This window comes from Chromatiales bacterium (assembly GCA_024234935.1).
Taxonomy (GTDB): Bacteria; Pseudomonadota; Gammaproteobacteria; order Steroidobacterales.
In genome coordinates this window covers 89,939-103,809 of sequence record JACKNI010000004.1, presented here as the reverse complement: position 1 = coordinate 103,809, position 13,871 = coordinate 89,939, and the positions used below count along the sequence as shown (strand labels likewise).

The 13,871-nt window shown below is 64.9% G+C and carries 11 protein-coding genes; 1 reads left to right on the top strand and 10 read right to left on the bottom strand.

Annotation, left to right across the window (positions count from 1 at the left end):
* Positions 1 to 162 precede the first annotated feature (162 nt).
* Complete coding sequence (locus H6979_10235) at positions 163 to 2,568, top strand: TonB-dependent receptor (GenBank protein ID MCP5140224.1); 2,406 nt, start codon at positions 163 to 165, stop codon at positions 2,566 to 2,568.
* 11 nt (positions 2,569 to 2,579) lie between these two features.
* Here the strand turns inward: H6979_10235 and H6979_10230 are convergent, their stop codons facing one another.
* From H6979_10230 to H6979_10185, 10 genes are read right to left on the bottom strand one after another with little or no spacing between them, the layout of a single operon-like run.
* Complete coding sequence (locus tag H6979_10230) at positions 2,580 to 2,924, bottom strand: 4a-hydroxytetrahydrobiopterin dehydratase (protein ID MCP5140223.1); 345 nt, start codon at positions 2,922 to 2,924, stop codon at positions 2,580 to 2,582.
* Positions 2,925 to 2,943: 19 nt separating this feature from the next.
* Positions 2,944 to 3,927 (bottom strand): VWA domain-containing protein, encoded by a 984-nt coding sequence (locus H6979_10225; GenBank protein ID MCP5140222.1) that lies wholly within the window; start codon positions 3,925 to 3,927, stop codon positions 2,944 to 2,946.
* On the bottom strand, positions 3,924 to 5,006 hold the full coding sequence (locus tag H6979_10220; protein ID MCP5140221.1) for a VWA domain-containing protein: 1,083 nt from the start codon (positions 5,004 to 5,006) through the stop codon (positions 3,924 to 3,926). The genes H6979_10225 and H6979_10220 overlap by 4 nt, the downstream gene beginning before the upstream one ends.
* Positions 4,996 to 6,381, bottom strand: a complete 1,386-nt coding sequence (locus tag H6979_10215) for an FHA domain-containing protein (protein MCP5140220.1) — start codon at positions 6,379 to 6,381, stop codon at positions 4,996 to 4,998. Before H6979_10215 ends, H6979_10220 begins: the two co-directional genes overlap by 11 nt.
* Positions 6,382 to 6,394: 13 nt before the next feature.
* Complete coding sequence (locus tag H6979_10210; protein MCP5140219.1) at positions 6,395 to 7,192, bottom strand: MotA/TolQ/ExbB proton channel family protein; 798 nt, start codon at positions 7,190 to 7,192, stop codon at positions 6,395 to 6,397.
* A 23-nt stretch (positions 7,193 to 7,215) separates the two neighbouring features.
* On the bottom strand, positions 7,216 to 7,533 hold the full coding sequence (locus tag H6979_10205) for a hypothetical protein (protein ID MCP5140218.1): 318 nt from the start codon (positions 7,531 to 7,533) through the stop codon (positions 7,216 to 7,218).
* 3 nt (positions 7,534 to 7,536) lie between these two features.
* Positions 7,537 to 9,948 (bottom strand): PEGA domain-containing protein, encoded by a 2,412-nt coding sequence (locus tag H6979_10200; GenBank protein MCP5140217.1) that lies wholly within the window; start codon positions 9,946 to 9,948, stop codon positions 7,537 to 7,539.
* Positions 9,945 to 11,834, bottom strand: coding sequence for a protein kinase (locus H6979_10195; GenBank protein ID MCP5140216.1), 1,890 nt, complete (start codon positions 11,832 to 11,834; stop codon positions 9,945 to 9,947). Before H6979_10195 ends, H6979_10200 begins: the two co-directional genes overlap by 4 nt.
* A 12-nt stretch (positions 11,835 to 11,846) precedes the next feature.
* The gene (locus tag H6979_10190; protein MCP5140215.1) at positions 11,847 to 13,097 is read right to left on the bottom strand and encodes a hypothetical protein; all 1,251 of its coding nucleotides are present in this window, start codon (positions 13,095 to 13,097) and stop codon (positions 11,847 to 11,849) included.
* On the bottom strand, positions 13,094 to 13,864 hold the full coding sequence (locus H6979_10185; GenBank protein ID MCP5140214.1) for a hypothetical protein: 771 nt from the start codon (positions 13,862 to 13,864) through the stop codon (positions 13,094 to 13,096). The genes H6979_10190 and H6979_10185 overlap by 4 nt, the downstream gene beginning before the upstream one ends.
* Positions 13,865 to 13,871 lie beyond the last annotated feature (7 nt).

Here is a 13,871-nt window from a genome sequence, read left to right as displayed (position 1 = left end):
TTCTCCCGTTATTGAAGCGGGGACTTTAGCGCCGGTCCGGCCAAACGCCAACTTCAACTGCAGGCCTGTACATGTAGCGAACACCACACAGCCTCGTGATATGCTCGAAGCACGACGTTTTGCACTGCCCGGACATTTTTCTCTGCACACAGGGAGCCTGTCATGCCTGCAGCAACGCACCCCGCATCGAAAGTTTCCGCCGCCATCGTCCTTTGCCTGCCGCTGGCCTTGCCCGCTCCGGCAGTGGCCGCGAACCAGCCCATCGAAGAAATCATCGTCACCGCACAGAAGCGTGTGCAGAGCATCGAGGACGTACCGATCGCGATCTCGGCGTACTCCGCGAAAACCCTGCAGATCGCGGGCATAGAAGACATCCGCGACCTCACCATCCTCTCGCCGAGCCTCGTGCTCACCAGCACGCAATCGGAGTCTGCCGGCACCACGGCGCGCATCCGGGGTGTAGGTACGACAGGCGACAACCTCGGCCTCGAATCGTCGGTCGCGGTTTTCATCGATGGCGTCTACCGCAATCGGAACAATGTGGCGCTGACCGATCTCGGCGATGTCGAACGGATCGAAGTGCTGCGGGGACCACAGGGCACCCTGTTCGGCAAGAATGCCTCGGCCGGCCTCATCAACATCATCACCAAGGGTCCCGACGCGGAGGAAATGCATGCCTATACCGACCTCAGCGCCGGCAACTACGGCTACTGGCGTCTGAGCGGCGGTATCACCGGCCCGGTCAGCGGCGACAAGCTCGCACTGCGGCTTGATGGCACAGTCACGCAGCGCGACGGGTTCATCGACGAGCTGTCGACCGGCACCGAGTACAACGACCGCGACCGTTATCTGCTGCGCGGCCAGCTGTCGAGCCAGCTCAGCGATGCACTGAGCCTGCGCGTGATCGCCGATGTCGCACATCATGATGAGGCCTGCTGTGCGGCAGTCACCTGGAAGGCCGGTCCGACCGCCGCGCTGATCGGTATGCTCGGCGGCACCGTGATCAGCCCTGCCCGCCCCTACGATCGCGAAATGTATGCCAACACGAACCGTGGTTACGACCAGGGCACCGATGAATGGGGCGTGTCGGCCGAACTGAACTGGGACATGGGCGGCATGACGCTCACCTCGATCACGGCATACCGTGACTGGGATGCAGACCGGTCCCAGGACATCGACTTCACGAATGCCGACATCCTCTACCGGCAAGGCGGCACCTACGGCAACCAGTTCAGGACCTTCAGCCAGGAATTGCGTCTGGCCGGATCGGCCGGGTCAGTCGACTGGCTGGTCGGCCTGTACTATCTCAACGAGAAGCTCGACGTACGCGATGCCGTGCGCACCGGTCCCGCTTACGAGCCCTTCGCCAACGGCCTGATCCAGGCGGGCGGCGGACCGCCAGGCGCATTGACGCTGTTCACCGGCCTCGCGCCCGGCACGGTATTCACGGATGGCGATGGTGCCATCAGTGATGACTTCGGACAGGACACCGACAGCTGGGCGGTGTTCACCCACAACATCTGGAACCTCAACGACAAGTCCCGGATCACGCTCGGCCTGCGTTACACCTCCGAAGACAAGGACATGGACGCCGCGATTGCGTCTGACAACCAGGCCTGCGACATCATTGCGCAACGCATATCGCTCGGCATCCTCACCGGCGCAACCGCACAGACTGCCCTGCGCTTTGGCTGCCTGCCGTTGTTCTCGTCGCTGGTCGATGGAAATTACAGCGCCACACACAAGGATGACGAAGTCACCGGAACGCTGGGCTACGCCCATGATTTCAGCTCGGGCTGGCTCGGCTATGCCTCATACGGCCGGGGCTACAAGGCCGGTGGCTTCAATCTGGACCGTGCCGGGCTCAGCAATCCCTTCACCGGTACGCCGCCGGCTGCCAGCCAGCTGGAGTTTGATCCTGAAACGGTCGATGCCTGGGAAGTCGGCGCCAAGGGCATGCTGCTCGATACGGTGCAGCTCAACATTGCAGCCTTCTGGAACGAGTTCGACGATTTCCAGCTGAATGCGTTTACCGGCACCAATTTTGTCGTCTCCAACATCGGCGGCGTCACCAGCAAGGGCGTGGAAATCGAAGCACAGACGCGTCCACTCGATGAGCTCACGCTGGCCGGCGGCCTGACCTATGCCGACACGCGCTACGACAACGATGTTTCCGATCCGGTACTGCGCAACCAGCGGCTGACCAATGCGCCCTTCTGGAGCGCCACCGGTTCGGCAACCTGGGAGCAGGCTGTGGGCAGCGGCATGCGCGGCTTTCTGAATCTCAACTTCCGCTTCAATGGCGACATGAATACCGGCTCTGACCTCGATGTCGAGAAGGACCAGAGGTCCTACATGGTCTGGAATGGCCGGATCGGCTTCGGGCCCGACGACAAGCGCTGGCAATTCGAACTGTGGGGACGCAACCTCTTCGATCGCGAATATCTGCAGGTCGCTTTCGATGCCCCACTGCAGGGTGAAGGCACGGGCGCCGGATCGACACAGACCTTCAACGCCTTCCTCGGCGATCCGCGCACCTGGGGTGCGACTTTCCGCTACAACTTCTGAGGCAGGGCGCTTCAGACCAGGAGCTGGTCGACTTTTGCGGCACAGATGAAGTCGTTTTCGGTGAGCCCGTCTACCGCATGAGTCGACCACTTCACGGTGCACTTGCCCCACACCACCTCGAGGTCGGGGTGGTGGTCCTCCGACTCCGCGATCCAGCCGACCGCATTGACGAAACCCAGCGTGCGCGCATAGTTTTCAAACGCAACGCTGCGCACCAGCCACTTGCCGTCGGCGGACAGTGTCCAGTCCGCATGCAGCGCACGACGCAGTTCAGCAACCGCGGCCTGGCCCAGCGGCGGAACGCCGCCTTCACAGGGTTTGCAGCGTCGCCTCGCAAGTTTTTCCGGCTCGCTCATACGTCGTCTCCTTCGGTTGTCAAAGTGTCGTCAGGGCCACAAAGCTCCCGCCATTGCGTTCGCACAGCACGCGCATGAGATTGGCAAAGCGCGTGCCGTTGCGATCCTGGCCACCGGCAAACTGGGTCGGGAAGCCCACCGCATGGATGCGCACCAGCCGCTCGCCATCCTTGCCGGCACTGTTGATCCGGTCCACATAGCGTGCCACCGCTTCCACCTGGCCCTGCGGGAAGTCATCGCCATAGATATAGATGCTGATCTTGCGCCCGGGTTCATAGTACGAGTTGATCGCCTCGACGATACCCTCGACCGGACTTGAATCGCTGTAGGGATTCCAGTTCGCCAGCCGGCTGATGATGTTCTTGCGCACGCCGGGGGTATCCGGCATCCACTTCCCGGCGTAGCTCGAGAACATGTACTTGCCCTCGTCGTTCATCACCTGGATGCCGCGCAGCTTCGGATAGACGCTCAGCGTCTCGCTGATCTTCCGCAGCACCAGCTGCCAGGGCCCCTGGTACATGCTGCCCGAGGTGTCGATAACGAAGATGATGTACTCGCTGTCCACCGGAATGCCGCCGACCGTGGTGTCTTTCGGCGCGGGACGGTAATTCGCGAGCAGGCGGCGCATTTCCTCGGTCAGACGCTGCCGGGCCGCCTTCAGTTCGCCCTCTTCGGCCGTATCCGGTACCGGTGCCCTGGTCGGCCGGAACTGGCCACGGATCCGGGTCAGCTCGGCCTGCAGCGCTGCAATCGTTTGCTGGTCATCGCCACGCGGTCCCGACATCTGGCTGGCAAGAATCGCCGTCTGTGCCTGGGCCTCCGCGAGCTTTTTCTCGAGGCTCGCGATGACCGCCAGGGCTTCCTCGCGGGTCGTCTGGATCGAAGCCGGTTCGAAGCGCATGGTGATCACCAGCAGCAGGATCACGGCACCAAAGCCGCAGGAAATCGCGTCCAGAAACGACAGGTTCAGGTTGTCAGCGGGCTCGCGTCGTCGCCGTCTCATGGCCAGTCCCGCGACGGTGTAAGGAACGAACCCTTGCTGGCGATGGCCAGCCGCCAGAAGAAACCGGCGGCATCCGGATCGCCATCCATCGGATACAGCAGCACATTCACCGGTGCACGGCCCGGCAGCTCACGCACGGCCTGATTGAAGAAGGTCGCGCGCTGGGAAGGTTTTACCTGTGTGACACCACCGGGCGCCTGCTTGCCCTGGGTTGGCAGGCCATCGGTCAGCAGATAGATATTGTCCGGTGCGGGCTTGAGCTGCTGCAGGGCTGCGAAGGCATTGACCAGGCTCGTGCCCTTTTCCGGCACCACCTTGCGCAGCTCGCTCACGGCCTGCTCCAGCGTGCCGGCAGCTCCGGCTTCCAGCCAGTTGCCGTCACTGCCGGCCACCACGCTGTGCGCCTCTTCGTTGAACACATAGATCTGGAACCGGGTGCCGGCGGCGAACTGCGTGGTCAGCCAGTCCACCGCGGCGACCACCTGCCGCCACTTCGGCGCTGTGCGTTTGCGGCTGTCAGGCATCGCCCGGTAGCGGACCACGTTCACATAGGTCCGCGCCAGCATGCTGGCCGAGGCATCGACGAGGATGACCACGCGCTTGCCGCCCATCTGCATGCCGGTCAGGTACTGGCGGTTGCCGTCACCGGTAAAGCTGCGTACCCGGCCGCCCGAGCCCGTGGTCTGCTGACTGGCCGTGAGCCGGCCCATGCCTTCCTCCAGGCGCTGTATGTCGGCGCGCAGCTGCTCCGGGCTTTCTTTCTGCGCGACGCTGTCGCCGGACTGCGACGCCACCTTCGCACGCATGTCTGCAATCTGCTGGCGCAGTTTTTCAATCTGCGCCGCGGCAGCCTCCGGTGAGCTGACCGGACTGGCCTGCAGACGCGAGAGATTGTCGCGCGCCTCCTTGAGTTGCTGTTCGAGACTGCCGGCTTCGGCCAGCAGTTCCTCGCTGGCGCGTTCGGCTTTCAGCCGGACCTGGGCACTGATGATCATCAGGAACAGGATCGTCGCGCCCAGACCGCAGGCCATCACATCCAGAAAGGCGAGATTGAAGACGTTGAAGGACCTACGCGCCATTTCCGGACACTTCGGCAATGAGCCGCAGCTCGACCGGCGGCGTGCCCAGCGTGATCACGTCGCCCGCCTTGAGGACCGCTGCCGAATCCACGCGGTGCCCGTTCAGCAAGGTACCGAAGCGGCTGTGATCGAAGAGCATCAGCGTGCCGTTCTCGGTGCGCACCGTACAGTGATGACGGGAAACCCCGCGCAGCCCGCTATCCAGCGCCACACCCCACTCGTCTGCAGTGACGCCGGTACCGATGCGGAGTGGCTCTGCCCCCAGACGGAAGGCGCGATGGCCGGCGAGCAGATGGCTTGCCGCACGCTCGCTGCGCTCTGCCGGGACGACACTGGCCGTGGCCCGCGCAACCGGCGGCCGGTCCCACGGCAGTTCGGTCTGTACCACCGGCTCCACACCCCAGCGTGGCTCGATCCGGCTCAGGGCGCCCAATGCGGCGGCACCTGGCTCAAGGACATGGATTTCGCATTCCTGCAGGCGCATCAGGCACTCGATCACGCCGGGAAAGTCGGTCAGCCGCTGCGGAACCTGCACCACATGCGGGCCTCGCATCACGATCCGCGACCGCAGACGCTGCAACAACGGCTCGCAGGCCGCTGCCATGCGTTCCTTGAAATCAGCGGCGTCAATGGTCGCGCGAAACCTGTCGTTTCCGGACTTGAGTTCGAGGCGCGCATCGACATCGCGCGCCACCCGCCCCAGCCAGTCCGGCAAATGGTTGAACAGCGCCTGTTCCATTTCCGCGCTGTGCAGCGGATCGAAGCGGCTGTACTCGATGAAACGCCGCGCGATCAGTTCGGTCGCCAGCCGCTGCAGCGATTCGATGCCCAGGGACGGAAAGAACTCGCGCTCGCCGAGGCTGACCTGTCCGTTCTGGCGCATATGCGTCAGCGTCAGCGTGTGCAGGCCGGCATCGATCTGCAGCAGCTCACGCCCCGGGTACTCGTTGCGCACCGCGGCCACCGACGCATCGACCAGTCCGAGTATCGGCACGTCATATTCGCGGCATATGCCGATCAACGCCGCAATCTGTTCAGGCGTCCACCAGGGTGGCGTGGCACCGACGATGCCCTGCTGGTTGCTGGTGCCATAGCGCAGCCACAGCCGCCGCAGATGTGCGCCGACGATCTCGGCATTCGACTCGAAGGCGCGCAATGGCCTCGGCAGCGGTGTTGCCGTCAGGTCGCGCCAGTAACGCACGCTGGTCAGCCTCGGCCAGCGCTTGAGTACCGGCAGGGCAGCCGTCCCAAAGCGCGCCGGCCCGTCCGCAACCACGACACAGGCGGGCTCGACGTGCAGCAGACCCGCCTCGTTCGCGACCGCAACGGCCGCATCGTTCAGGTCGATGGCCAGAGGCGGGCTGACAAGCGGCATGGTGTCCACCGGATCAGCTCACCTGCAGGTGGCGGATCAGGTGCTCGTCTAGATAGTTTTCCGTTTCAAATGACAGCCGCTCCTGCAGCAGCTGGAGCTGGTGGACGAGAAACATCAGCAGGATACTGATCAGCAGCGCGACCAGCGTGGAGTTGAAAGCCACGCCCAGACTCTCGGTAACGCCGCTGATGTCACCGGAAACCGCCTTGTTGGCCACGCTCAGCGCATCGCCGATACCGCGCACCGTACCGATGAATCCGATCGACGGAATCGCCCAGAGAATATAGCGGACCATCGACAGCTCGGCCTCGAGCTGCTCGCCACCCGACATCACCACCGTGTGTGCGGAAGAAGACGCATCCTGCACATTGTGGGTGGCGCCAAAGCGCTGCAGGGCATTGAGCAGCGCGCGCGGCAGCAACAGGCCCTGATCAGCCGCCGGCAGTGCCTGGATCTGGCGAATGTAGTTGCGCGTATCCTCGGGCAGGATGCGCACGCCTTCGGCGATCGGCACCAGCTCCTGATCGAGGATCTGCCGCTCGCGACTGACGTTGCGCGCCTTGTAACCCATGATCGAGAGCGCCCACAGACCGAGCACGAAACAGGATTCCTGTTCGTAATCCTTGAGCACGATGTACCAGGAACGCTGCGGCGTGTAGCTCGCATCCTGTTTCACCATCTGCCGGTTCTGGTCGATCACCGCCTGCGCGTTCGGCCAGACCAGGGTGACGTAGACCGCATGTACCAGCAGCACGGACAGCAGCAGCGAAAACAGCTGAAAGACGAACTCGGCAGAGAAGGTTCTTTGCATGGCGTGGCTTCCGGTCGGCAGATTCAGATATCCGAAGGCAGGGCGACACCGAGATCGGCAGGCAGCGGCTTGTCGGCCGCCACTTCACCGGGATCCAGGCCGCCGCTCAGCACCTTCTCGACGTTCTTCAGTTCAGCTTCAACCTCGGCGGTGGAGAGGTCCGTGACCGGCTCGGCGCCGGTTTTTCCGGCCGCGGCACCGGCCGTGCCGGTCGCCGCCGCTTCTGTCGCTGAATCGAGCTTCAGCACGGAAGGCGGGCCGCTGCCGATACGGCCGGCCGCCCAGGTGAGGCCCAGGCCGAGTGCGATCACCAGCACTGTGCGCCAGACTTTGCTCAACATGGCCTATCGCTCTTTGTCATCTGCCGTGCGCGCGATCCGGAAGCCGACATCGAGACGGCCGCTGTCGCCGAAATCGCGATACGACAGGCGCAGCTCGCTGATGCCACTGTGGCGCCAGCCTGAACCACGGATCACATGATACTGCCCGTCAGACGGCCCGGTGGGATCGACAGCCAGCGGTCCGCCGGAGGGATAAACGGTGTAACGGTCGTTCACCCATTCGGCAACGTTGCCGCCCAGATCAAAGAGGCCCAGCGGACCGGGGCTGAAGCTGCCGACCGGCGCCGTCACGGCATAACCGTCGCTGTAGCCGGCGAGCACATTCGCCACCACACCCTGTGCAGTGCGGTCGGCATAGTTTCCCGCCCCGGCCGGCGGCGGCATCGCATCACCCCAGGGATAACGGCGACTGCCGCCACCCCCGTTGTAGCGTGCAACCCACTCCCACTCGGCTTCGGTGGGCAGACGGTAGCCCGTGTTGACCGGCGTGACCAGCACCAGCTGCCCGCCAAGCTCGGCATAGGCATGCGGACGCTGCTCCTGGTCGCTGAGCCAGTTGCAGTAAGCCGCAGCATCCTGCCAGCTCAACATCACCACCGGGTGACTGCCAGCAGCCAGCTGCTGATACTTCTCCGCGCCGGAAGTGTGCTTCGGCTGGAAGGCGCGGTACTGGGTGTTCGTCACCTCGCGCGTCGCGATATAGAAAGCGCGCGTCAGCCGCACATCGCGCTCGGTCTCGTTGGCCCGCCGGCCCTGCTCGCGACGCGGTGCGCCCATGCGAAACTCACCCGGCCGGACCAGGCGCATTTCCAGGCCCTGCGAAGTCGTCACGGTGCGCGGCGTCGCCGCGATCACCGCCTGCTGCGGCGTCAGCAGCGTGGCTGTGACTGCCTGAGGCTGGCCCGGCTGCGGCGTCACCTCGGTGACATGGGGCACAAAGCCGGGTTTGCGAAACTCGAAGCGATGCGCAAAAGCCGGCAGCGACAGTTCGCGCGGTCCGGTTCCAACCGAATTGCCATCGACCAGCAGTTCGGCATCGGCCGGCTCGCTGCTGACGCGGACCACGCCGATGCGCGCAACGAGTTCGACGCGCAGCGTCGCACCCCGGCTGTTGACCAGGTCCACGCTGCGCGACACCGCTTCGTAGCCTGGTTTGCTCAGCGCCACCGTATAGCTGCGGCCGGGCGGCAGACCGGTCTCCAGTGGCGTCACACCGCGATAGCGGCCGGCTACCGTCACCGTCGCGCCCGGTGGTTCGCTGAGGATGCGCACCAGACCATCGGCCTGTTCCAGCTTCAGCACGTCAAGCTGCTGCGGCCGGTTGGCCACTGCCGCAACCCGGTGCCTGAGTGTCTTGAAGCCGTCTTTCTCGAAGCTGAGCGTACGCTCACCAGCCAGCAATTCCAGCTTCGCGGGCGTCGTTCCCGCCGGCACGCCATCGACAAGGATGGCAGCACCCTCCGGCACCGTGTTGACCGTCACCTCGGCCCAGTCAGGCACCAGCCGCGCCTCGATGGCCTGCAGAACACCGCCGCCCTCCACCGCCAGTTCCGTCTCGTAGGCCTGGTAACGCGGAGCTGTGACATGCAGCTTGTGGCTGCCGGCTTTTACTTCGATGGCGCGTGTCGGCGTACGCCCTGCGCTCACGCCGTCGATGGTGACCTCGGCAGAGACGGCGGGTGTGGTGCTGACCACCAGCTGACCCGGCAATCGCTCCAGCCGCAGGCTGAAATCCTGGCTGGGCGCATCCGTCACCTCGATGCTGATGTTGCCAGGCGCATAGCCTTCTGCCGTCGCAGTCACGGCATAAGACCCGGGCCGCAGCAGATAACGACCGGCAAAACGCAGGTCCGGAACGCCCTGCACATCGAGGACGGCCACCGGCGGATCTGCAACGATCAGCACCGCCCGCGAGGTCAGCAACCAGAACGCGCACACCGCGAGCATGAGCAGCGCGGCCCAGATCGCCGGCGCACGCCAGCGCGGACTCGCGCGACGCTTGAGCGCCCTGACGGGCGCTACGGGTGCTGAAGCCTCTGTTGCCGGCCCGGCAAGTTCCGGCACTGCTTCATCGGGCGGCAGCGTGTCGTAATCCACACCGCTGAAGCGCAGCCTGAATTCGAGCGCATCAGTACCGAAGGCGCAGCGGATGCGGGCGCTGCCGATACCGATCTCATCGCCATCGCCGAGCCAGCGCGTCCCGGTGAGCGGCAGCTCATTGACGGTGACCTGCGCGCCGGTGGGTTGCAGGAAGGGCCGGCCTTCGAGCAACCCGATCAGCGCATGACTCTGGTCGGCGACCGGACCCGGCAGCCGGATCGCCGCCGCCGGGCCGGTACCGATGCGCAGCGGCAGGTCGGCTTCGCCAAATCGGCGCGTGCCCGAAGCATCATGAACGACGATGGCGGGACTCAAATCGCTTCCTCACAACGGATCACCACCGGCGGCATGTTGCCGGCCGGATCCACACGGATGTTGCGCCGGACATCACGGTAGCCATCGCGCGTGCCGACCACCACGTAGCGCCCGGGCCGCAGGTCCAGCGTACGGCTGCTGAACACGCCGAGCGTGCCGATCTTGTAGATCACCACATTGGTCTGGTTGTCGGATTCGAATTGTACGGGCACCGGCTGCGCTGCGATCTTCAGCTGTACCTCAAGCCGCTCGATCTGCGCGCTCAACACCGGGCCGGGTGCCGGCACGGCAGCAGCCTGCGCCACGAGCTGCCGTGCCGGGCCTGCGATCGCATCGTCGTTGAAGCGGTCGGCACGCGCCAGCGCCTGTTCAAGCTGCTGGTTCAGGCTTGCGCGCGCCTGCGCTGCAGCGAGGCCCTTTTGCGCACCGAGCAGATTGGCATCGATACCCAGCATCGCTTCATATCGGGAGACTGCACCCTGCCACTGTTCAGCCGCCTCCAGCTTCCGTGCTTCTGCCTCCAATGTTGCGATACGCTCGCGCCGCTCTTCGGCGACCAGTTGCGCGAGCGCATTTTTCGCACCCGGATCTCCGGGCCGCAGCCCCGTCGCGACGTCGATGGCCTGTCGCGCTTCCGCGAGTCGTCCGGCAGCCAGCGCGCCCAGTCCGCGCGACAGCGCGCGCTCGAAATCAGCGGCGGAGCTGTCGACCACTGGCAACTCTTTGTGCGGCGCCGGTGGCGGTGCTTTGGCCGGCGCCTCAGCCACGACGGGTGCGGGTGGCGATTCCTGTGCCTGTGCCTGTGCCTGTGCCGGTGCCGGCGCCGGCTCAGGTTCCGCAACCGTTTCCGGCGGCGGTGGCAGTGCTGCTGATTCCGGTGCTGCGGCCACAGGCGGCGGCGGAAGAACCACCGGGCGTTCGCTGACCAGCTTCGGCAGGATAAACAGCACACCGGCCAGACACGCCAGCAGCACAAGGCCGCCGGCATAGACCAGCCAGGCGGGCAGACCGGCCGCACCTGGGCGACGCAGCCGCCGAGGAGCCGCTATCGTGGCCGGGCCATCGACAGAGCCGCGTCCAGGCAGCTGCTCATCGTCCCGCAATATTTCCTCAAGTACCGCCCGTACTGCAGGCATGCCAGCCGGCCGACGGGCCGGCGACTTTTCCAGCAGCGCGGCAACCAGCTGGACCAGCGCCAGCGGCAGTGCCTGGCCCGAACCATCGACACCGAGGCGGCCCGGAACCTCGGTGCGTATGCGCGCCGGGGTGATGCCCGGATGCAGGGGTGGCGCACCCGACAGCAGGTCATGGAGCAGTGCGCCGAGCGCATGGACATCATCGCTGACCGTCGGTGGCGCGCCGTCCAGTTGCTGCGGACTCACCGCCGACAGCGACACCGCACCGTCCGCGCCGAGCGCCGCCATCCGGAAATCACACAATCGCCAATGACCTGCGCTGTCGCAAAGCAGATTGCCGGCTTTCAGATCACCGTGGACCACGCCTTGTGCATGCGCGTACTGGAGTGCGTCGACCACTTCGAGCACGGCCGCAACGATGGTCTGCCAGGCAGTGCCTCGCAGTCCACCGGCATCGGTGCCGATGACCGCCTCCATGGAAATGCAGCAGCGCGCGCCATCCACATATACGGCATGGATATTCACGATGCCCGGATGCACGAGCCGCTGCAAAGTCCGGAGATCGCTGCGCAGCGCATCGGCCAGTCGGCACGCCGCTGCTGCATCAGCCGCAGGAATGATCTTCAGCGCGACCTCGGTGGCAAGCACCGGATCTTCGGCCAGCCAGACTTCAGCGCTGCCGCCACGACCGAGCACGCGGATCAGACGAAAGCGCCCGGCCAGCACCAGACCCGCGGCAAGTTCTGACATGCGCTGCGGAAACTACCCGGCGGGCGGGCTGATGACCGCAGCTTCTGCGGCATCGACGCCAGGGGTACCGGTTTCTGCGGAATAGATTTCGCGAAGCAGCCGGCGCCATTCCTGATAGCGCTCCTCGGCCGTACCGGTCAGACGACGCGTCTGGCCTTCGACTTCGACGACCACGGATTCCGCTTCGGAATTGAAGGAGCCGCCGAGTTCCTTCAGCGACTCGCGGCTGACGTTGGCCTCGGTATTCTTGCCCAGTCCGCTCTTGATGCCTTCGATGCCTCCCATCACGCCGGTCATGGTGATCGCACTGTTATCACCGCCAGAACCCTCGTAGATGATCGCGGCCAGGATTGCCAGTGCACCCGCCGAACCGCGCACGAATGCCGAGCGTTTCAGATCCCGATAGCGGATCACTTCCTCGCGCGACATCTTGCGCCAGTCTTCATAGGGCTTGCCGATTTCGTAATAGAGGTTGGCGTAGTACTCGTTCAGGGTATCGACGAGGGTGTATTCGCGCTCCCTGACCGCGTGCATGCGGCTGACCATCGGATCGTCCGTGGCCGGCAGGCGCCGCAGCTTGTAGATACCCGCGCGGTCCTGCTCCAGCAGGCCGGCGAAGGCCTCCGGTACGAGCTGCGCCCCGTAGCGCAGTTCGGCCACGTTGCGCAGCGTACGGAGCTCGCTCGCCGACATCTTCTGGCGAATCGCCAGCAGGTCGTTGGCGATTTCGTTGTAGAGCGTCTGATAGGGATCCTGCCCTGGCTCGCGGATTTTCGAATAGGCCTTTTCCGGCACCTGCACTGTATAGGCCTTGTTCAGCCATTCGCGGCCGGTGGCATCCCAGGCACCGATATGTACGCTGACATCCAGTCCGTCAGACAGATCGATGCGCCCCGTGACCGTCAGGTCCACCGCATCGGAACGCTGTGGCACCACCCACACCGAACCCCAGTAGCCGCTGGACTCAAGCGTGGTCTTCAGGTGATAGGGCATGTAACGCGCCTCTGCCTGGCGCACATCGGGAAAGATCAGCTTCTTCTCATCGGCCAGACTGTCGGCACTGGTGCCTGGATCGAAGAGGATGATGCCAACATCGAGGCGTTCGGCATCCGGCACTTCGGCAGCCGCACGCACGAGCGCAGCTTCCTTGTAGTCGATGGTACGAGCGGTCGAGCAGGCACTGATGAAGCAAGGCAGCAAGAGGAATACCACCAGCGTGCGTGGCATGCGCCCGTTCGTGAAGGAGCACAGCTCGAGGCTCATTTCGTTTTCAGTCCCATCTGCTTGCGATATTCGTTCCAGAGGGCGTCGCGGATCTTCGGATCGGTTTCCGCCTGTGCCGCCTCGCGGATCTGTTTCGCAACCTGGTCTTCAGCCGACAGGTCGGTGGGAATGTCATCGGGAATCTTCGCCACCTTGCCGGCCTCGGCGGACGGCGACTCCGCGCCACTGCCAGCACTCCGGTTCTTGCCCGCACCCGCCTCACTGCCTTCTTCGGCACCGGCCGGCATGCCACCTTCGATACCATCCCCGGCATCGACGCCGCGGCGGCCCTCGCCCCGGCCCTGCGGCGACGGCAGATCAGCACCGCTTCCCGACCCGTCCACCGCGATACCGCGACCGGCCGCCTTCACGGCAGAGGAATCGCCCGCCTCGCGACTTTCGGCAGCGCGCCCCGAGCCGGCGCCCGCCTTGGCCATCGCCGCGCGTTCGCCGCCGATTTCGCCATCGAAGTCACCAAGCGATTTTTCAAAGGCCACTTCAGCATCGCTGGCATCCGACCCGCCGCCGCTACCCATCGACTGGCCAGTCGAATCCTGTCCGCTTTTTGCACCCGCCTCAGTGCCGGACTGGGTGCCGGCCTGGGTGCCGGCCTGAGTACCGGACCGGGCACCTGAAGTTGAACCGGCCTGGGACCCGGAAGCTGAACCCTGCGCGCTCCCGCTGCTGCCTGAGGGTGGCTTGACTGGCGGACTGCTGCAGGCGCCAAGCGCCAGAGCGAGGACCAAGACGATCGGTATCCGTGACATGCGCGAC